We start from the raw sequence: 19,710 nt of genomic DNA, 5'->3' as shown, positions 1-19,710 counted from the left end.
GTGACCTCAGACCTCGAGAAGCTCGGCTTCCTTGCGCTTCAGCGCCTCGTCGATCTGGTCGACGTGCGACTTGGTGATGTGCTCGAGTTCCTTCTCGGCGCGGTTCACCTCGTCGTCGCCGACCTCGCCCTTGAGCGAGTCGAGGTCGTCCTTGGTCTTGCGACGGATGTTGCGAACCGACACGCGCGCATCCTCCGCCTTCGACCGGACGATCTTGACGAACTCCTTGCGACGCTCCTCGGTGAGCTCGGGCAGCGTGACCCGGATGATGTTGCCGTCGTTGCTCGGATTCGCTCCGAGGTTCGGCGTGTCGCGGATCGCCTGCTCGATGTCCTTCAGCGCGCTCTTGTCGTAGGGCGTCACGACGAGCGTGCGCGCCTCGGGGTTGTTGAGCGACGCCAGCTGCGACAGCGGGGTCGGCGTGCCGTAGTAGCTCACCATGATCTTCTGGAAGAGCTGCGGGTTGGCGCGCCCGGTGCGGACGGACGCGAAATCGTCCTTCGCGACCTCGACGGCCTTCTGCATGCGTGCACTTGCTTCGGACAGAACATCCGCGATCACGGGAACTCCTTCTCTCGGGCTCGGGTCAGTCTATCGAGCGACGGACGGCTCGCCGTTGCTCACGACGGTGCCGATCTCCTCGCCGAGGATGGCCTTGGTGACGTTGCCGGCGGGCTGCATCCCGAAGACCACCATCGGCATGCCGTTGTCCATGCAGAGGCTGAACGCCGTCGAGTCGACCACCTTCAGCCCGCGCTGCAGCGCCTCCTGGTAGCTGATCCGGTCGATCTTGCGCGCGTCGGGGTTCGTGCGCGGGTCGTCGGAGTAGACGCCGTCGACGCCGTTCTTCGCGACGAGCACCACGTCGGCATCGATCTCGAGCGCACGCTGGGCGGCGACGGTGTCGGTCGAGAAGTAGGGCAGGCCGGCGCCGGCGCCGAAGATGACCACGCGCCCCTTCTCCATGTGGCGCTCGGCGCGCCGCGGGATGTACGGCTCGGCGACCTGGGTCATGGAGATCGCGGACTGCACGCGCGTCTCCGCCCCGGCCTGCTCGAGGAAGTCCTGGAGGGCGAGCGAGTTCATGACGGTGCCGAGCATGCCCATGTAGTCGGCCCGGCCCCGGTCCATGCCGCGCTCGGAGAGCTCGGCGCCCCGGAAGAAGTTGCCGCCGCCGACGACGATCGCGACCTCGACGGTGCGTGCGGCATCCGCGATCTCGCGTGCCATCGCGCTCACCACGTCGGGGTTCACCCCGAGCGAGCCGGCGCCGAACGCCTCACCCGACAGCTTGAGCATGACCCTGCGCTTGCGTTGCGTCATCCGCGACCGATCCTTCCCCTTGGGAGTCAAAACTAGTGGTTCGCCCGGTCCCGGCGCAGTGCCGGTCCGAGCCGTGTCCCGGATGCCGCCGCGCGGCGACGCCGGACACAGGAAAGGAGCCCGGATCGCCGAGGCGATCCGGGCTCCCAGGTCACGACCTACGCGCCGACCTTGAAGCGGGCGAAGTCGGAGACGGTGATGCCGGCGTCCGAGAGGACCTTGCCCACGGACAGCTTGTTGTCCTTGGCGTAGTCCTGCTCGAGCAGGGCGACCTGCTTGAAGTAGGCGCCGAGGCGACCCTCGACGATCTTCGGCAGGGCGGCCTCGGGCTTGCCCTCCTCGCGGGTGATCTGCTCGACGATCGTGCGCTCCTTGTCGACGGCCTCGGCCGGGACGTCCTCACGGGTGAGGTACTCGGGAGCGGCGAACGAGATGTGCTGGGCGACCGAGCGGGCGGTCTCGGCGTCGGAGCCGGCGTAGCCGAGCACCACGCCGACCTGCGGGGGCAGGTCCTTCGACGTCTTGTGCAGGTAGATCGAGAAGTTCTCGCCCTTGACGAGGCGGACACGACGCAGCTCGACCTTCTCGCCGAGGATCGCGGCCTCCTCGCTGATCACGTCGGCGACGGTCTTGCCGTCGGCCGGCGCGGCGAGGGCGGCCTCGACGGTCTCGGCGCGTGCCGCGGCGACGGCCGCGAGGACACGGTCGGCGAGCGCGACGAACTTGTCGCCCTTGGCGACGAAGTCGGTCTCGCAGGCGAGCTCGATGAGGGTGGCGGTGCCGTCGCCGTTGTCGACGGCGGCGACGAGGCCCTCGGCGGTCGAGCGGTCGGCACGCTTCGCGTTGCCCTTCGCGCCCTTCAGGCGGAGGATCTCGACGGCCTTCTCGATGTCACCGTCGGCCTCCACGAGCGCGTTCTTCGTGTCGACCATGCCGGTGCCGAGGCGCTCGCGCAGGTTCTTGACGTCTTCGAGGGTGAAGTTGGCCATATCAGGCAGTCTCCTGGACTCGTGGTCTTACTTGGACTCGGCGTCGGCCGGTGCGGCCTCGGCCTCGGGCGCGGCCTCGGCCGACTCGCCCTCGGTCGCCTCGGCGACGACCTCGGAGGCCTCCGCCTCGGCGGCCGCCTCGGTGCCGGCGACCTGCTCGGTCTCGGCCGACGACTGCGCGGGGGTCTCGGCGGCGCCGGCCTGGAGGAGCTCCTGCTCCCACTCGGCGAGCGGCTCGGCCTCCTGGCCCTCCTCAGGCTTCTGGTGGCGCTGGATCAGGCCCTCGGCGGCGGCGTCGGCGATGATGCGCGTGAGCAGGCTCACCGAGCGGATCGCGTCGTCGTTGCCCGGGATCGGGTACTGGACCTCGTCGGGGTCGCAGTTGGTGTCGAGGATGCCGATGACGGGGATGCCGAGCTTCTTGGCCTCGTCGATCGCGAGGTGCTCCTTCTTGGTGTCCACGACCCAGAGCGCCGAGGGCGTCTTCGAGAGGTTGCGGATGCCGCCGAGCGACTTGTGGAGCTTGTCGAGCTCGCGCTTCTTGAGCAGCAGCTCCTTCTTGGTGAAGCCCGAGGTGGTGCCCTCGAAGTCGAGCTCCTCGAGCTCCTTCATGCGCGCGAGGCGCTTGGAGACCGTGGTGAAGTTCGTGAGGAGGCCGCCGAGCCAGCGCTGGTTCACGTAGGGCTGGCCGACACGGGTGGCCTGCTCGGCGATGGACTCCTGCGCCTGCTTCTTGGTGCCGACGAAGAGGATGGTGCCGCCGTGCGCGACCGTCTCCTTGACGAAGTCGTACGCCTTGTCGATGTAGGCGAGCGACTGCTGCAGGTCGATGATGTAGATGCCGGAACGCTCGGTGAAGATGAAGCGCTTCATCTTCGGGTTCCAACGGCGGGTCTGGTGCCCGAAGTGCACGCCGCTGTCGAGCAGCTGGCGAATGGTGACGACGGCCATGGCCGTACTCCTTCTGTTCTCAGTTGTCGCCCCGGCCGGCGGCCGGAAGCCCTGGTGCCCGGCACGGCTCCGCCGGCTCTTGCGAGCGGGACTGAATGGAGTCGGTGGCCGAATGGGCACGCGTAGTCGCCCCGACGCGCGGGACGCTCCGGACATGCTATCACGCGGGCGGGATCCGACCGGTCCTGCACAGGCGCCTGCGGGTGCCCGGTCGACCGGCCCCGCGACGTCGTCGAGGCGAACGGATGCCGCGTGCGAGACGCTCGTCGTCATGCCCCCGCTCCCCCGCGCGCTCGCCCTCCTCCTCGTGTCGTCGCTCCTCGTCGTCGCGCCCGGTGCGGCGACCGGGTCGGCCGCGGCGCGGCCGCCTGCGGGCGACCCGCCCTCCTCGACCCCGCCATCGTCGCCCGGCCCCGGAGCGGCACGCTGGGAGTGGCCGCTCGAACCTCCGGTCCGCATGATCGCCCCGTTCCTCGCGCCGCCGACCCCGTACGCGGCCGGTCATCGCGGCATCGACCTGGCCGCCGTTCCCGGCACGGGGGTGCGCGCCGCAGCCGACGGCGTCGTGGCGTTCGCCGGTCCCGTCGCCGGGCGCGACGTGCTCTCGATCGACCACGGCGGCGGCGTGGTGAGTGCGATCGAGCCGGTCGAGGCGTCGGTCGCGGTCGGCGATCGGGTCGCCGCCGGCCAGGCCGTCGGCGTCACGACGACGGGCGGGCACTGTGACGCGGTCTGCGTGCACTTCGGCGTCCGCGTGCACGGCGAGTACGTGTCCCCGCTGTGGTTCCTCGGCGGGCTCCCCCGCGCGGTGCTCCTCCCGCTGTCGGGGTGATCAGGCCCGCGGGTGGGCCGTGGCGTAGGTCTGCTTGAGCCGCTCGGCCGACACGTGCGTGTAGATCTGCGTGGTGCCCAGGCTCGCGTGGCCGAGGTACTCCTGCACCGCACGGAGGTCGGCGCCGCCGTCGAGCAGGTGCGTCGCGGCGCTGTGGCGGAACGCGTGGGGTCCCGCGGGCCCGGAGCCGGGAAGGTCGGCGAGGAGCCCCGCGACCAGTCGGTGCACGGCCCGAACGCCCAGCCGCCCGCCGCGCACGCCGAGGAATACGGGGTGCCCCATCGGCCGGCTGCCGGCCCGGCCGCCGGTCGAGCCGGTGCCGCCGCGATCCTCCAAGGAGACGAGCAGCGCCGGGCGGGCGCGGTCCAGGTACCGGTCGAGCGCGGCGGCGGCCGGCGCTCCGTACGGCACCACGCGTTCCTTCGAGCCCTTTCCGACGACGCGCACGGTGCGGTTGCCCCGGTCGACGTCGTCGACGTCCAGCCCGACGAGTTCCGAGACTCGGAGCCCGCAGGCGTAGAGCAGCTCGACGATCGCGAGGTCGCGCACCGCCACCGGGTCGCCGTCGACGGCGGCCGACTGCAGTCCCTCGATGAGCGTCGTCACCGCGGGCGCGGCGACCACCCGCGGGAGGGTGCGCTTGGCGCGCGGTGCGCGGAGCCTCGCCGCAGGGTCGGCCGCCACGGCGCCCGTGCGTTCGAGCCAGGCGCCCAGCCCACGAGCGGATGCCGCCCGCCGGGCGATCGTCGATCGAGCCAGACCGCGCTCGGTGGCAGCCCACAGCCAGTCCCGCAGCAGGTCGAGGTCGACGCGGTCCACGTCGTCGATGCCGCGCTCGCCGGCGAACCGGCCGAGGTCGGCGAGGTCGGAGGCGTAGGCGTCGATCGTGTGGTCGGAGTAGCCGCGCTCGTGCCGGACGTGGGCGAGGTAGTCGTCCACGGCCGCGTCGAACCGGAGTTCAGTCATCGGACGCGCTTCCGCGCTTCCGCGAGAAGCGCTCGAGCCGGCCCTCGTCGTCGAGCGCCTCGAGTTCGCGGACGAACTGCTCGCCGAAGCTCGTGATCTCCGCGTACGAGCCCACCGGCACGACGGAGGTCACCGCTCCGTCGTCGAAGAGGTGCACGATCGAGAACGAGTGCCCGCCGTCGATGCCGACGAGTTCGAGCGGCGGCGCCGAGAGGTCCATGGTGTAGGCGAGCGCCCCGGCCACGGAGACCGGGATCCCGGCGAAGGTGCCCTGCGTCGGATAGTGCAGGTGACCGCCGAGGATCAGCCGGACGTCGGTGCCCCGCACCACGTCGGCGAGGGCGTCCTGGCCGCGGAGCTCGAGCACGTCCATCAGGGACAGCGGCGTGGCGATCGGGGCGTGATGCATCGCGAGCACGGTGCCGTACGGTGCGGGCTCGCGGAGTCGATCGGCGAGCCAGTCGAGCGTCTCGGATTCGAGTACGCCGTGGTGATAGCCCGGCACGCTCGTGTCGAGGGCGATGATGCGGAGGCCGTCGAGGTCGACCACCCGGTTCACCGGCCCGTCGCCGGCATGCGGCTCGCGGAGGAGGATCTCGGAGAACGGCGCGCGTTCGTCGTGGTTGCCCATGACCCAGACGAGCCGGGCGCCCGTGGCCTCGGCGAGCGGTTCGAGGACGTCCCGGATCCGGTGGTAGGCATCGGGCTCGCCGAGGTCGGTGACGTCGCCCGTGACGAGGATCGCGTCGAGCTCGCCGGCGAGCCGACCGAGCTGCCGTGCCGCCCGATCGAGGTGCGCCACGGTGTCGGCCCGACCGCCGAGCGGAGCGCCGCCGGCGAGGAAATGCGTGTCGCTCAGGTGGGCGATCACGTGTCGCGCCGCCGGGTACCTGCCGAATCGGGGATGGTCCATCGCTGCCTCCGACGCCAGCCTAGGACCACCCCCGGCGGTCGGCACCGCGTCACGCCGAGCGGAGGCGAACCCAGCCGTCGTCGACGCGTCGGGCCAGCCCGGTCGCGTCGAGCGCCCCCAGCGCCCCGAGCACCGCCCCCGTGCCGATACCGCTGCGCGTGGCGAGCTCGGTGACGGTGCGCGCCCGACGCACGCCGAGGGCGTCCAGCACGCGCCGCTCGTCGGAGGTGAGCAGCTCGATCGCGCGCGGCGCGGTGGAACCCGCCTCAGGTCCGGCGGCGTCGGGCGAGCCGACCGCGCCCACGAGTTCGGCCATCTGCGCGGCATCCGTCACGCACACCGCGTCGAACTCGCGCAGCAACCGGTGGCACCCGGCCGACGCCGGGCTGGTCACCGGTCCCGGCATGGCTCCGAGGGGACGCCCGAGCGCGGCGGCGTGGCCCGCCGTGTTCAGCGATCCCGAGCGCATGCCCGCCTCGAGCACGACCGTGGCCTGCGCCGCCGCGGCGATGAGCCGATTGCGCTGGAGGAACCGCCAGCGCGTGGGAGCCGCGCCGCACGGCATCTCGGACACGACGGCGCCGGTCTCCGCGATGCGAGCCAGGAGCGCCTCGTGACCGACGGGATAGAAGCGGTCGACGCCGCCGGCGAGGAACGCGACCGTGGTGCCGCCGCTCGCGAGCGCCGAGCGGTGCGCGGTGCCGTCGATCCCGTACGCGCCTCCGGAGACGATGCAGAACCCGCGGTCCACGAGCCCCGCGGCCGCCTCGACGGCGACGTGCTCGCCGTACCCCGTCGCCGCGCGGGCCCCCACGAGCGCGATGGACAGCCGCCGGGTGAGCGATGCCACGTCTCCGCGCAGCCACAGCGCCAGAGGGGCGTGTACGCCGAGATCGTCCACGCCGTCCGGCCACTCCGGATCGGCGGGCAGCACGAGGCGCGCCCCGACGCGTGCGGCCTGCGCGAGTCCGCGTGCGAACGCGGCGTGGTCGCGTCGCGGCCGCCAGCGCTGGAGGCCCGCCGCGACCTCGTGGACGGACACCGCGGCGCCGTGCTCCCCCGCCTCACCCGTCACCTCGGCCGCGGGCCGGTCGTCGAGCAGGAGCTCGGCCGTCCGGATCGCTCCGAGCGCGGCGACCAGGCGCCCGAGCACGCCGTCGCCCGGCTCGGACACGAAGCCCAGCGTGGCGGCGGCGGCGCACGCGCGGGGATCGACGTCGGACCCGGCCGGCCGCACGGCGGCGAGCTCGGCCGCCGAGGCGTCCACCGTCCGCTCGAGCGCGCTCATGCGGCGAGCCCCGATCGGAGGCCGAGGGCCCGGCCGACGTGCTGCGCGTCGGGACGGGCGGCGCCCTCGAGGTCCGCGACGGTCCACGCGACCTTGAGCACCCGGTCGTACCCGCGCATCGTCACCCCGCCGCGTTCGAGCGCGAAGTCGAGTGCCCGGGTGGCGACGCCACCGGGATGCATCCGGCCCTCGCCGCGCAGCCACGGCCCGGGCACCTGGGCGTTGGTGCGCCACGGCGTCCCGGCGTAGCGACGCGCGGCGGCCTCCTGCGCGCGCAGCACCCGTTCCCGCGCCTGCGCCGTGGTCGTCACCGACCTGCCCAGGTCGTCGCCCGGACCCATCCGGAGCATCGCGGGCGTCAGCCGGTTGACCTCCAGCCGCAGGTCGACCCGATCGAGCAGAGGGCCCGAGATGCGCGCGAAGTACCGGCGCTTGGTGGCCGGCGGACACGCGCAGGCGTCGGCGACGCGCTCACCGCCGCCGCACGGGCAGGGGTTGGCGGCCAGCACGAGCTGGAACCGAGCGGGGAACGTCGCGACGGCGTTCGCCCGGTGGATGGTGATCTCGCCGGACTCGAGCGGTTGCCGCAGGGCATCGAGCACGGACGAGGGGAACTCCGGCGCCTCGTCGAGGAAGAGCACCCCGTGGGACGCGCGTGCGGCAGCGCCGGGTCGGATGCCGCGGCTGCCGCCACCGACCATCGCCGCGGCGCTCGCGGTGTGGTGCGGCGCCTCGAACGGCGGCCGCACGGACAGCGTGCCGCCGATGCGCTCGCCGGCGAGCGAGCGCAGCGACGCCACCTCGAGGGCGGCATCCGGCGTCAGGTCGGGCAGGATGCCCGGCAGCCGGGAGGCGAGCATCGTCTTGCCGGCGCCCGGCGGTCCGGCCATCAGCAGGTGGTGGCCGCCCGCCGCGGCGATGAGCAGCGCCTCGACCGCCTCCGGGTTGCCGACGACGTCGGCGAGGTCGCCCCCGGCAGGACCCGGCGCGGACACGTCGGCGGTGTCGCCACCGTGCCGCACGGGTTCGTCGGCGTCGCAGGCCGACAGGTCGAACTCCCCGCCGTGGCGCACCGCGGCTTCGAGCAGTGACGAGACCGCCACGATCTCGACGCCGGGCACGAGTCGCGCCTCGTCGGCGTTCGCCAGCGGCACCATGACCCGATCGTGCCCGGCGCGGGCCGCGGCGAGGACCGCCGGGAGGATGCCGTGCGTCGGCCGCAGTCGACCATCGAGGCCGAGCTCGCCGAGGTGCACGAACCGCTCGACCGATTCGCGCGAGATGGTCCCGGCCGCGGCGAGGCACGCGAGGGCGATGGCCAGGTCGAAACCCGACCCGTGCTTCGGCAGCGACGCCGGCGAGAGGTTCACCGTGAGGCGACGCGGCGGCAGCGGGCAGCCGGCATTGCTCGCGGCCGAGCGGACGCGTTCGCGCGCCTCTCCGAGCGCGGCATCCGGCAGCCCGATGATGACGAGCGCGGGCAGGTGGCTGGACAGGTCGGCCTCGACCTCGACGACCGAGCCGGTGAGTCCGACGAGCGCGATGGCGTGCGTGCGTGCGACGGGCATCAGGCGATCCGCTCGAGATGCTCGACGACGGCGGGCGCGGCGGCCGGGGCGAACACCGCGACCGCATCGATCCGGATCCGCCCGGTGGGCGTCGAACTCGCCTCGCACCACGCGAGCGCGAGGCGTCGGAGTCGCGCGAGCTTGCGCGCGGTGATCGCCTCGAAGGGGTGACCGTAGCCGGCACCGGCTCGGGTCTTCACCTCGACGAACACCGTCTCGTCGCCGTCGCGCAGCACCAGGTCGAGCTCGCCGTGGCTGCACCGCCAGTTGCGGTCGATGACGCGCATGCCGCGCGCCTCGAGATGGTCGGCGGCGACCTGCTCGCCGTGCCGACCGAGTTCCGTGTTGTGGGCCATGCGCCCAGCGTCGCGGTCCGCAAGGACCCCCGAGCGCCGATCGCCGCCCGGCGCGGAGGATCCGCCGGATCAGGGCCCTGTGGAGGACCGCTCGCGGCGAGGGACCGGCTCCGGGCTACTCCTCGAGCGCGAGGTCCTTCGGCAGCTCGAACTCGCGCGTGGCCAGTTCCTCGACGTTCACGTCCTTGAAGGTCAGCACGCGCACCGACTTCACGAACCGGTCGGCCCGGTAGACGTCCCACACCCAGACGTCCTTCATCGACAGCTCGAAGTAGAAGTCGTGCTCGGTGTCTCGGCGCACCAGCTCGACCTCGTTCGCGAGGTAGAAGCGACGCTCGGTCTCGACCACGTACTTGAACTGCGAGACGATGTCGCGGTATTCGCGGTAGAGCGCGAGCTCCACTTCACGGTCGTAGTCTTCGAACTCGTCCTCATCCATCGCTGATCATCCTACTTCGAGGTCGAACAGCGACGGCGCCGCTTCTGCCGGCCGCTCGTGCAGCCAGGTGCGCCGGTGCAGGCCGCTGGGCCCGTGCTCGGCGATCGCGGCGAAGTGCGCCGGGCTCGAATAGCCCTTGTTCTCGTGCCAGTGGTAGAGCGGGGTGTCGTCGTGGGCGCGGCGCATCCCCGTGTCGCGATGCACCTTGGCGATGACGGATGCCGCCGACACCGACGCGCAGTCGCGGTCGGCCTTGATCCGGGTGATGACCTGGGCGCGGTGCTCGATGGACTGGCTGAGCCAGTCGTAGTTGCCGTCGAGCAGCAGCGGCGCACCCGCCACGAGGCCGCGGTCGATGCCCAGCGCGGCGAACGCCCGCGCTCCGGCGAGGCCGAGGCACGCCATGATGCCGAGCCGGTCGATCTCCTCGGCGCTGGCCTCGCCGACCGCCGAGGCGAGCACCCACGAGGCGGCCCGGGGTGCGAGCAGCTGCCGCTTCGGCTCTGGCAGGAGCTTCGAGTCGCGCAGGCCCGCCGGCATCCGCTTCACCGAGGCGTCGATGACGACCATGCCGACCGCGACGGGCCCGGCCAGGGCGCCCCGCCCCACCTCGTCGCACGCGAGGACGACGGGGGCTCCCCCGGCCAGCAGCTCGCGCTCGATCCGCAACGACGGCACGCCCGCGGGGCTCACCTCACTCGGCTCCCTCGTCGACGCCGGCGAACACCTCGGGGTAGTTGTCGAGGAAGGTCCAGTGCGAGATCGGCCAGCTGACGACCACGGCCCGGCCGACGACGTTGTCGGTCGGCACGAAGCCCTTCAGCGGGGTCTCGGTGTTGTAGCGGGAGTCCTTGGAGTTGTAGCGGTTGTCGCCCATGACCCACAGGGAGTCCTCGGGCACGACGACCTCGAAGTCGTCGCGGGAGACCTTCGTCTCGCCGGGGGGCAGCGCGACGTAGGGCTCGTCGAGCGGGACGCCGTTGACGGTCATCTGGCCGAGCGCGTTGCAGCACACCACGGTGTCGCCGGGCAGGCCGATGACGCGCTTGACGAGGTGGTCGTTCGAGTCGGGGGCCGACAGCCCCACGAACGCGAGGAACCAGTCGACGGCCGCGACCACCGGGGGCTGCTCCTCCTCGACGCGGGCGGGCAGCCATCCGCCCGGGTCCTTGAACACGACGACGTCGCCGCGTTCGATCGCCGAGAGCTCGGGCACGAGCTGGTTGACGATGATCCGGTCGTCCTGCACGAGGGTCTGCTCCATCGACTGCGACGGGATGAAGAAGGACCGGATGAGGAACGTCTTGATGAGGAACGAGACCAGGACCGCGACCACGAAGATCACGAGCAGGTCGCGCAGGAACAGCAGGACGCTCCGACGGCGCGACGGCGTCTCGGAGGTGGCGCGTTCGTCGCGCGTGGTGCGTGTGTCTTCAGTCATGAAATGGCTCGAGCTCCCCGACCCAGTCTAGGGGCGGGGAGCTCGAGCGGATGACGCGTGCGCCGGCGGAATGCCGATCAGTTGTCGCGCTTCTCCTTGATCTTGGCCTTCTTGCCGCGCAGCTCGCGCAGGTAGTACAGCTTCGCGCGACGGACGTCACCGCGGGTGACGACCTCGATGCGGTCGATCACCGGCGAGTGGACCGGGAACTTGCGCTCGACGCCGACCTGGAAGCTGATCTTGCGGACGGTGAAGGTCTCGCGGACGCCCTCGCCCTGGCGGCCGATGACGACGCCCTGGAAGACCTGGATGCGCGAGCGGTTGCCTTCGACGATGTTGACGTGGACCTTGACGGTGTCGCCGGGGCGGAAGTCGGGGATGTCCGAGCGGAGGCTCGCGGCGTCGACGTGGTCGAGGATGTGCATGATGGTTCGCTCTCTGCGCCCGCCACCGGTCGAACGCGGATCATGGATGGAAGTGTCTGGTGCCGCCTCGCGCGAACGTGGTCGCGCCGTGCGTGCTCCCCGGAGGCAGAGTCCTGCGGCGGCACAATCGTCCATTCTGCCAGATCAGCGGGCCCACGGCCAAAATCCGGTGACGGATGCCGCGCGCGAGCGTCGACGGACGACCGCTCAGTCGCGGCGTTCCTCCCACGAGCGCTCCTCGCGGACCACGATGACCTCGCCGCCGTCCTCGGCACGCGGCGTCCGGGCCTGGCCGGGGATGCCCGCGCCGGGCGCGCGGCCCGACGACGCGAGGCGCTCGTACTCCTCCATCGTGGCGCGCACGCGTCGCGCCCCGTCGCTGAGCAGCCGCCAGACGGCGTACCAGAAGGCCGCGATGGCGCCGACCATGGCGAGGATCGCGAATGTGATGCCCGTCGGTCCGTAGACGCCCGCGGCGATGATGAGCAGGTGCCAGACGCCGAGGACCGCGACATCCGCCCAGTCGACCGCCTTGGCCCGGCGCACGTCGGGCCGCGCGGCGATGACGAGGGCGACGATCCCGAGGGAGACGAAGGCGATCGGCGCGGCGAACATCAGGCCGATGACGCCCCAACCGCTCGAGCCGAAGATCGCGTAGCCGATCAGCAGCCAGACCGGGAGCACGATCGCAGCGATGAACTGCCACCGGTAGAAGGCGCGACGGATCAGCATGCCGCCAGCGTACCCGCGCCCGCCCGACCGGTCGCCGGGTGTTCACTCAGGGCGGACCCGACAGAATGGGTGACGTGATCGAACTGAGGACCCCTGCGGAGATCGAGCAGATGCGGCCGGCCGGCCGATTCGTCGCGAGCGTGCTGGAGGCGACGTCGAAGGCCGCGGCGCCCGGCGTGAACCTGCTCGAGCTCGACGCGCTGGCACACGAGATGATCCGCGCGGCGGGCGCGACGAGCTGCTACATCGACTACCACCCCTCGTTCGGCGCGAGCCCGTTCGGCAAGGTGATCTGCACGTCCGTGAACGACGCCGTCCTGCACGGCCTCCCCCACGACTACGCGCTGCAGGACGGCGACCTGCTGACCCTCGACTTCGCGGCATCCGTCGACGGCTGGGTGGCCGACTCGGCGATCTCGTTCGTCGTCGGCACGCCGCGGGAGGAGGACCTGCGGCTCATCGACACGACGCGTCGAGCCCTCGACGCCGGCATCGCCGCCGCGCGACCGGGCAACCGCATCGGCGACATCTCGCGGGCGATCGCCGACGTCGCGAAGGCCGAGGGCTACTCGATCAACACCGACTTCGGCGGCCACGGCGTGGGGCGCACCATGCACGGCGACCCGCACATCCCGAACAACGGCCGCCCCGGTCGAGGCCTCCCGCTGAAGCCGGGCCTCGTGGTCGCCATCGAGCCGTGGTTCCTGCAGACCACCGATCGCATCTTCACCGACCCCGACGGGTGGACGCTGCGCAGCGCCGACGGCTCGCGCGGCGCGCACTCCGAGCACACCATCGCGGTGACCGACGGCGACCCGATCGTGCTCACGCAGCGCGGCTGACGGCCCGCCCGTCTCCCCGCGTCATCCGTCGAGCTCGACCTCCAGCATGCCGCCGACGACGCGCGTGCGGTACGTGCGCAGCGACAGCGCGGGATCGGTGAAGCACTCGCCCGTGCCGAGGTCGTAGACCTGCTTGTGCAGCGGCGACGCGATGGTGGGCCGGTCGCCGCGCGATCCGACGATGCCGCGCGCCATGACGGGCGCGCTCGTGTGCGGGTCGTGGTGGTCCACCGCGTACACCTCCTGCTCGGCGACCCGGATGAGGGCGACCTGCCGCGCGCCGATCAGCGCGACCTCGCCCCAGCCGGGCTCCAGGTCGGACACCGCGCAGGCGCGGACCCATGCGGTCGTCAGCTCGATGGTCGACGTCATCTCCGGCTCCCTCGGTCTCGGTGCCCCTCACGCTAGGCACGGCGTGTTTCCCGCGGCGCGCCCGCCGTGTTTCCGACGGGTGAAACCGGCCTCACGTCGCCCGATCCGCGGTGCGAGGTCCCCGAGCGGTTGCGTTACGACCGCGAAACAGGACGGAAACGGCCCGGCCGTACGCTCGCCGACAACCTGAGACCGGGAGGCCAGCATGAACGAGACCGCGAACGCCGCGGCGGGCGCGCGCCACGTCGTCATCGTCGGCGGCGGCCCGGCCGCGCATCGCCTCGCCGACAGCCTCCACGCCCGCGACACCGACCGTCGCCTGCGGGTCACGGTGGTCGGCGAGGAGCCGTGGGCGCCCTACGACCGCGTGGCGCTCAGCACCCGCCTGGCCGACGCGAGCACCGATCTCACGCTTCCGGACACGCCGTGGGACGACGGGCACGTCCGCCTGATCACCGGCGAGCGCGTCGTCGAGGTGAGCCGCGCGAACCGCGTGGCCGTCACCTCGAGCGGACTCGAGCTGCGGTGGGACGACCTGGTGCTCGCGACCGGGTCGAGCGCGCCCGTCCCCGACCTCCCCGGGAGCGAGCACGCCCGCGTCTACCGCACGATCGACGACGTCGACGCGCTCGTCGCCGAGACCCGTTCGCTCGCCGAGCGCCTCGGCCGGGCGCCGCGCGTGGTCGTCGCCGGCGGCGGCCTGCTCGGGCTCGAGGCCGCCGGCGGCCTCGCGAAGCTGGGGGCGGATGCCGCGATCGTGCACTCCGGTCGGTGGCTCATGTCCGCCCAGCTCGACGAGGGCGCCGGACGCGCGCTCGGCCGCATCATCGCCGGCCAGGGGATCGACCTGCACCTCGGGGTCCGCCCCGCGAAGGTGCTCACGAGCAGCGGCGGCGTCGTGGGGGTGGAGCTCACCGACGACCGCCGCGTCGACGCCGACCTCGTCGTGTTCGCGATCGGGATCGCCCCGCGCGACGAGCTGGCTCGGGCGATGGGGCTCGAGCTCGGCCCGCGGGGCGGGGTCGCGATCGACACCGCGTGCGCGGCATCCGTGCCGGACGTCTGGGCGATCGGCGAGGTCGCGAGCTTCGAGGGCCGCTGCACGGGCCTCGTCGCCCCGGCCAACGCGATGGCCGAGGTCGTCGCCGACCGGCTGCTCGGCGGCGCCGCCGAGTTCACGACCGTCGACGACGCGACCAAGCTGAAGCTCGCCGGCGTCGACGTCGCGAGCTTCGGCGACGCCCTCGCGCGCACCGAGCACGCGCTCGAGATCGTCTACGCCGACCCGGCGCGCGGGCTCTACCAGAAGCTGGTGGTGACGGACGACGCCAGGACGCTGCTCGGCGGCGTGTTCGTGGGTGACGCGTCGCCGTACGCGTCGCTGCGACCGCTGCTCGGCACGGAGCTGTCGGGCGAGCCCGCCGCGTACCTCTCGGCGTCGGGCATGGAGGCGCCCGCGGGCGACGAGCTCCCGGCATCCGCCCTCGTGTGCGCGTGCAACAACGTCGCCGCCGGCACCATCCGGGACGCCGTCAACGGCGCCCACGGCGCGCACGCGGAGGGATGCGCCGAACTCGGGGCGCTGAAGGGGTGCTCGCGCGCGGGCACCCAGTGCGGCTCCTGCGTGCCCCTCGTGAAGAAGCTGCTCGAGGCCGAGCTGGCCAAGTCCGGCCGCGCGATCTCGCGAGCCCTCTGCGAGCACTTCGCGATCTCGCGGCAGGAGCTCTTCGAGTCCGTCCGCGTGCTCGAGCTCGCCTCGTTCGAGGACATCGTCGCCCGGCTCGGCACGGGCCGCGGATGCGACGTCTGCAAGCCCGTCGTCGCGTCGATCCTCGCCGCCCAGCACGGCTCGTACATCCTCGACGGCGGCCGCGGCGGACTGCAGGACACCAACGACCGCGCCATGGCGAACATGCAGAAGGACGGCACGTACTCGGTCGTGCCGCGCATCCCGGCCGGCGAGATCACCCCGCAGAAGCTCGCGGTCATCGCGCAGGTCGCGACGGACTTCGGGCTCTACACGAAGATCACCGGCGGCCAGCGCATCGACCTCTTCGGCGCGCGGCTCGACCAGTTGCCGGAGATCTGGAAGCGGCTCGTCGACGCCGGCTTCGAGTCGGGCCAGGCCTACGGCAAGGCGCTGCGGAACGTGAAGAGCTGCGTCGGCTCGACGTGGTGCCGCTACGGCGTGCAGGACTCCGTCGCGATGGCGATCCGGCTCGAGCTGCGCTATCGCGGGCTCCGCTCCCCGCACAAGCTGAAGTTCGGCGTCTCCGGCTGCGCGCGCGAGTGCGCCGAGGCGCGCGGCAAGGACGTCGGCGTGATCGCGACCGAGCAGGGATGGAACCTCTACGTCGGGGGCAACGGCGGGTTCCAGCCGGCGCACGCCCAGCTGCTCGCGAGCGACCTCGACGACGAGACCCTGCTGCGCTACCTCGACCGGTACATCATGTACTACGTCCGCACCGCCGACCGGCTGCAGCGCACCGCACGCTGGATCGAGGACCTCGACGGCGGACTCGACCACGTGCGCGACGTCGTCGTGCACGACTCGCTCGGCCTCGCGGCCGACCTCGAGGCCGCGATGGCCCGGCACGTCGACACGTACGAGGACGAGTGGGCGGCCACGCTCGCCGACCCCGACCGGCTGCGCCGCTTCCGCTCGTTCGTGAACGCGCCCGAGGCGGCCGCGCAGCCCCTCGCACGCGTCGAGGAACGCGGCCAGTACCGCCCGGCCACCCCCGAGGAGCTGGCGCGGGGCGAGGCGGTCCTCGTCTCCGGCCCGACGATCCCCACGCGCGGAGCGGGCGCGTGACCGGCCGGGTGACGCTCGTCGGGGGCGGCCCCGGTCGGGAGGAGCTGCTCACCGTCGCCGCGGTCCGCGCCCTCGGGGCGGCGGACATCGTGCTCTACGACCGTCTCGCGCCGCACGGGCGTCTCGCCGAGCTCGCGCCCGATGCCGAGCTCGTCGACGTCGGCAAGCAGCCCGGGCACCACGCGATGCCGCAGGGCGAGATCGAGGCGCTGCTCGTCGCCCACGCCCTCGCCGGACGCCACGTGGTGCGACTCAAGGGCGGCGACCCCTACGTGTTCGGGCGCGGCGGCGAGGAGGTGCTCGCCTGCCATCGCGCCGGCGTGCCGGTCGAGGTCGTCCCCGGCGTCACGAGCGCGGTCGCGGTCCCCGGCGCGGCCGGCATCCCCCTGACGCATCGCGGCGTGAGCCGACTCTTCACGGTCGTCTCGGGGCACGCACCGCTCACCGACGACGAGCTCCGCCACCTCGCGGGGCTCGGCGGCACCGTGGTCGTGCTCATGGGCGTGAACACCCTCCCCATGCTCGCGGCCGGACTGGCCCGGCACGGCATGCGCGCCTCCACACCGGTCGCGATCGTCGAGCGCGGCTTCCGATGCGACCAGCGCACGACGGTCGCCGACCTGGGCGGCATCGTCACGGCGGCCGGCCTCGCCGGGGTGGAGTCGCCGGCGGTCATCGTCGTCGGCGAGGTCGTCCGGCTCGCGCACGACGGCCACGCCGACGCCGTCCAGCTCATGGAGCGAGCGGCAGGGTTCGCGGGAGCCGCCGCATGACCGACCAGGCGGAGTGCGCCATCGGCTTCCGGCCCGACCAGCTCGAGGGCTTCCGCATCGGCGTGACGAGCGACCGCCGGTCGGGCGACCTCATCGACGCGTTCGTGCGCCGCGGCGCCCAGGTCGTCCATGCCCCGACGATCCGGATGGCGAACGCGAGCTCCGACGAACCCGTCATCGCCGACACGCGCGCCATCATCGACGCCCGGCCCGACGTGCTGCTCGCGACGACCGCCTACGGGGTCCGCCGCTGGTTCGAGGTGGCGGATGCCGCGGGGCTCGGCGACGACCTGGTCGACGCGTTGCGCGACACCGCGATCCTCGTGCGCGGCCCGAAGGCGCGCGGCGGCATCCGCGCCGCGGGCCTCGACGACGTCGGCATGAGCGCCGAGGAGACCACCGAGTCGCTCATCGACGAAGTGCTCGCCAAGCACCCGGCCGGGCTCACGATCGCGGTGCAGCTCCACGGCTACCTCCCGCCGTCGGCGCTCGACCGGCTCCGTCGGGCGCACGCCCGCGTCCTCACGGTCGAGCCGTACCGCTGGCTCGACCCGGACGTGGCCGACGAGCGCGTCGACCGGCTCATCGAGGCCGCCTGCACGGGCGGCCTCGACGCCATCACGTTCACGAGCGCGCCCGCCGTCCACGCGCTGTTCATGGCGGCCGAGGCGCGCGGCCGGTACGACGACCTCGTCGATGCGATGTGCGGGCCCGTCGTCGCGGCCGCCGTCGGCCCGGTCACCGCGGCGCCGCTGCTCGCGGCCGGCATCGTCCCGCTGCAACCGGAGCGGTATCGGATGGGCGCCATGATCCGGCAGGTGTGCGAGCACCTCGAGTCGACGCGCGTCATCCGCGTCGAGACGCGGCACGGGCCGCTCGCGTTGCGCGGATCGGTCGCCGAGGTGGCCGGACGCCGCATCCCGCTCGCCCCCGTCGCGCTCTCGATCCTGCGCCCGCTCGTCGTGGCGCGCGGCTCGGTGGTCGCTCGCGACCGCCTCGCCGCGGGGATGCCGGGCGCGGGCGACGAGCACGCGCTCGAGGTCGCGCTGAGCCGCCTCCGGCAGTCGCTCGGCGTCCCCGGACTGATCGCCACCGTGGTCAAGCGGGGATACCGGATCGATGCGTGACCACGACCTCACAGCGGCATCCGATCCGGGTGAGCAGGTGGAGACGCACTGTTCACGACCCGCGCGAACCCGGGAAACACGCCGCGGATAGCGTCGCCTGCACCAGCTCGACCCCGTGACCGACATCCCCGGAGGCACCGATGACCGAGATCCTGCAGACCGCTCCCCCGAGCGCCGCATCCGCCGCGCCGACCACCGCCCCGCCCGCCCCCGCGCCGGGCGCGCTGACCCGCCGCCCCGGCCGCTGGATCGACGGGTGGGACCCCGAGGACACCGCGCAATGGGAGCGCGAGGGCCGTCGCGTCGCCCGGCGCAACCTCAACTGGTCGATCTTCGCCGAGTTCCTCGGGTTCGTCGTCTGGCAGCTCTGGAGCATCGTCGCGGTGGCCCTTCCCGCGGCCGGCTTCCAGCTCACCACGAGCGAGATCTTCTGGCTCATCTCGATCCCGAGCCTCGTCGGAGCCACGCTGCGCATCCCGTACTCGTTCCTGGTCCCGATCTTCGGCGGGCGGAACTGGACCATCGTCTCGGCCGGGCTGCTCCTCGTGCCGGCCGTGATGCTCGCGGTGACCGTCTCGAACCCCGACACCCCGTTCTGGGTGCTCCTCCTCGCGGCGGCGCTCGCCGGGTTCGGCGGGGGCAACTTCGCCAGCTCGATGTCGAACATCACGTTCTTCTACCCCCAGCGCGAGAAGGGCTGGGCGCTCGGCCTGAACGCGGCCGGCGGCAACCTCGGCGCGGCCGTCGCCCAGTTCACGGTTCCGGTCGTCATCACGATCGGCGCGGGCGCGACGCTGAACCTGCCGGTGGCCGGCTGGATCTGGGTGCCGTTCATCCTCCTGGCGATGTTCGGGGCATGGCGGTACATGGACAACCTCGCCAACGCCAAGGCCGACCTCTCGGGCTCGGCCGCCGCCCTGAAGGAGCCGCACCTGTGGCTGCTGGCCCTGCTCTACATCGGCACGTTCGGCTCGTTCATCGGCTTCGCGAGCGTCTTCCCGAAGCTCATCGCCGACCAGTTCCCCGAGTTCTCCACCATCGGCGTGCTCGGGGCGACGGTCTCCCTCGCGTTCCTCGGCGCCCTCGTCGGCTCCCTCGCCCGGCCCTACGGCGGCCGACTCTCGGATCGGTTCGGCGGCGCTCGCATCACGATGGTCGCGTTCGCGGCCATGGCGGTCATCACGCTCGCGGTGCTCGCGACCCTCCCCCTCGGCAGCTTCTGGGTGTTCCTCGGGCTGTTCCTGCTGCTCTTCGCGACGGCGGGCGTGGGCAACGGCTCGACCTACCGCATGGTGCCGATCGTGTTCGCGATGCGGTCCGCCCACGGCGCCGGCGACGTGTCCACCCAACGCAAGGCGGCCGCGGCACTCGGGCTCATCTCGGCGATCGGCGCGTACGGCGGATTCCTCATCCCGCAGGCGCTGAACCTCTCGTTCCAGGCGACCGGCGCCTACGCGGCGGCGTTCACCGGCTTCGTCGTCGGGTACCTCGTCCTCCTCGCCGTCACGTGGGCCGTGTACGTGCGCCCCCGCCACCTCCGCGAGCAGAAGATCTGAAT

Annotated in this window: 21 protein-coding genes; 6 read left to right on the top strand and 15 right to left on the bottom strand. The window is 72.6% G+C overall.

From position 1 onward, the window contains the following. Positions 1 to 6: 6 nt before the first annotated feature. The 4 genes from frr to rpsB all read right to left on the bottom strand — a co-directional run bounded on the left by frr (position 7) and on the right by rpsB (position 3,263). Positions 7 to 561: a ribosome recycling factor gene (frr, locus tag M1L56_RS12465; RefSeq protein ID WP_067950493.1), complete on the bottom strand. Its 555-nt coding sequence runs from the start codon at positions 559 to 561 to the stop codon at positions 7 to 9. Between the two features lie 30 nt (positions 562 to 591). After that, positions 592 to 1,323, bottom strand: coding sequence for a UMP kinase (pyrH, locus tag M1L56_RS12460; RefSeq protein ID WP_248599486.1), 732 nt, complete (start codon positions 1,321 to 1,323; stop codon positions 592 to 594). Between the two features lie 158 nt (positions 1,324 to 1,481). Then, on the bottom strand, positions 1,482 to 2,312 hold the full coding sequence (tsf, locus tag M1L56_RS12455) for a translation elongation factor Ts (RefSeq protein ID WP_248599485.1): 831 nt from the start codon (positions 2,310 to 2,312) through the stop codon (positions 1,482 to 1,484). Between the two features lie 27 nt (positions 2,313 to 2,339). After that, complete coding sequence (gene rpsB, locus M1L56_RS12450; RefSeq protein WP_248599484.1) at positions 2,340 to 3,263, bottom strand: 30S ribosomal protein S2; 924 nt, start codon at positions 3,261 to 3,263, stop codon at positions 2,340 to 2,342. A gap of 271 nt (positions 3,264 to 3,534) precedes the next feature. Between rpsB and M1L56_RS12445 the strand changes: the two genes are divergently transcribed. Beyond that, positions 3,535 to 4,095: a murein hydrolase activator EnvC gene (locus M1L56_RS12445; RefSeq protein ID WP_248599483.1), complete on the top strand. Its 561-nt coding sequence runs from the start codon at positions 3,535 to 3,537 to the stop codon at positions 4,093 to 4,095. Here the strand turns inward: M1L56_RS12445 and M1L56_RS12440 are convergent, their stop codons facing one another. The 10 genes from M1L56_RS12440 to M1L56_RS12395 all read right to left on the bottom strand — a co-directional run bounded on the left by M1L56_RS12440 (position 4,096) and on the right by M1L56_RS12395 (position 12,223). Then, positions 4,096 to 5,061, bottom strand: a complete 966-nt coding sequence (locus M1L56_RS12440) for a tyrosine recombinase XerC (protein ID WP_248599482.1) — start codon at positions 5,059 to 5,061, stop codon at positions 4,096 to 4,098. Then, positions 5,054 to 5,974, bottom strand: a complete 921-nt coding sequence (locus M1L56_RS12435) for a phosphodiesterase (RefSeq protein WP_248599481.1) — start codon at positions 5,972 to 5,974, stop codon at positions 5,054 to 5,056. Before M1L56_RS12435 ends, M1L56_RS12440 begins: the two co-directional genes overlap by 8 nt. Positions 5,975 to 6,023: 49 nt before the next feature. Then, positions 6,024 to 7,262: a DNA-processing protein DprA gene (dprA, locus tag M1L56_RS12430; RefSeq protein WP_248599480.1), complete on the bottom strand. Its 1,239-nt coding sequence runs from the start codon at positions 7,260 to 7,262 to the stop codon at positions 6,024 to 6,026. Then, on the bottom strand, positions 7,259 to 8,830 hold the full coding sequence (locus M1L56_RS12425; protein ID WP_248599479.1) for a YifB family Mg chelatase-like AAA ATPase: 1,572 nt from the start codon (positions 8,828 to 8,830) through the stop codon (positions 7,259 to 7,261). The genes dprA and M1L56_RS12425 overlap by 4 nt, the downstream gene beginning before the upstream one ends. Then, positions 8,830 to 9,186: a YraN family protein gene (locus M1L56_RS12420; RefSeq protein ID WP_067950511.1), complete on the bottom strand. Its 357-nt coding sequence runs from the start codon at positions 9,184 to 9,186 to the stop codon at positions 8,830 to 8,832. Before M1L56_RS12420 ends, M1L56_RS12425 begins: the two co-directional genes overlap by 1 nt. Positions 9,187 to 9,301: 115 nt before the next feature. After that, positions 9,302 to 9,625: a DUF2469 family protein gene (locus M1L56_RS12415; RefSeq protein ID WP_067950513.1), complete on the bottom strand. Its 324-nt coding sequence runs from the start codon at positions 9,623 to 9,625 to the stop codon at positions 9,302 to 9,304. A 6-nt stretch (positions 9,626 to 9,631) separates the two neighbouring features. Further along, the gene (locus M1L56_RS12410; RefSeq protein ID WP_248599478.1) at positions 9,632 to 10,318 is read right to left on the bottom strand and encodes a ribonuclease HII; all 687 of its coding nucleotides are present in this window, start codon (positions 10,316 to 10,318) and stop codon (positions 9,632 to 9,634) included. 1 nt (position 10,319) lies between these two features. Then, positions 10,320 to 11,066, bottom strand: a complete 747-nt coding sequence (gene lepB, locus M1L56_RS12405) for a signal peptidase I (RefSeq protein WP_248599477.1) — start codon at positions 11,064 to 11,066, stop codon at positions 10,320 to 10,322. A gap of 77 nt (positions 11,067 to 11,143) precedes the next feature. Further along, a complete protein-coding gene (gene rplS / locus M1L56_RS12400; protein ID WP_067950517.1) occupies positions 11,144 to 11,491 on the bottom strand; it encodes a 50S ribosomal protein L19 in 348 nt (115 codons plus the stop codon). Between the two features lie 207 nt (positions 11,492 to 11,698). Then, positions 11,699 to 12,223 carry a hypothetical protein gene (locus M1L56_RS12395; RefSeq protein WP_248599476.1) on the bottom strand — a complete coding sequence of 175 codons (525 nt, stop codon included), beginning with the start codon at positions 12,221 to 12,223 and terminating at the stop codon, positions 11,699 to 11,701. Between the two features lie 74 nt (positions 12,224 to 12,297). On the opposite strand from M1L56_RS12395, the gene map reads away from it, so the two are divergent. Then, a complete protein-coding gene (gene map, locus M1L56_RS12390) occupies positions 12,298 to 13,065 on the top strand; it encodes a type I methionyl aminopeptidase (protein ID WP_067950521.1) in 768 nt (255 codons plus the stop codon). Between the two features lie 21 nt (positions 13,066 to 13,086). On the opposite strand, the gene nirD is transcribed toward map, so the two are convergent. After that, positions 13,087 to 13,437, bottom strand: a complete 351-nt coding sequence (nirD, locus tag M1L56_RS12385) for a nitrite reductase small subunit NirD (protein WP_248599475.1) — start codon at positions 13,435 to 13,437, stop codon at positions 13,087 to 13,089. Between the two features lie 205 nt (positions 13,438 to 13,642). Here nirD and nirB point away from each other — a divergent pair, with 205 nt between their 5' ends. From nirB to M1L56_RS12365, 4 genes are all read left to right on the top strand, one after another. Next, positions 13,643 to 16,252, top strand: coding sequence for a nitrite reductase large subunit NirB (gene nirB / locus M1L56_RS12380; protein WP_067950525.1), 2,610 nt, complete (start codon positions 13,643 to 13,645; stop codon positions 16,250 to 16,252). Further along, positions 16,249 to 17,025 carry a uroporphyrinogen-III C-methyltransferase gene (gene cobA / locus M1L56_RS12375; protein WP_248599474.1) on the top strand — a complete coding sequence of 259 codons (777 nt, stop codon included), beginning with the start codon at positions 16,249 to 16,251 and terminating at the stop codon, positions 17,023 to 17,025. Before nirB ends, cobA begins: the two co-directional genes overlap by 4 nt. Beyond that, a complete protein-coding gene (locus tag M1L56_RS12370; protein WP_248599473.1) occupies positions 17,022 to 18,152 on the top strand; it encodes a uroporphyrinogen-III synthase in 1,131 nt (376 codons plus the stop codon). The genes cobA and M1L56_RS12370 overlap by 4 nt, the downstream gene beginning before the upstream one ends. 140 nt (positions 18,153 to 18,292) lie before the next feature. After that, positions 18,293 to 19,708, top strand: a complete 1,416-nt coding sequence (locus M1L56_RS12365; RefSeq protein WP_248599472.1) for an MFS transporter — start codon at positions 18,293 to 18,295, stop codon at positions 19,706 to 19,708. Positions 19,709 to 19,710 lie beyond the last annotated feature (2 nt).

Origin of the sequence: Agromyces sp. C10, assembly GCF_023217995.1 — a bacterium.
In the GTDB taxonomy this organism is placed as follows: Bacteria; Actinomycetota; Actinomycetes; order Actinomycetales; family Microbacteriaceae; genus Agromyces; species Agromyces indicus.
This window is presented reverse-complemented; position numbering and strand designations above follow the sequence as displayed.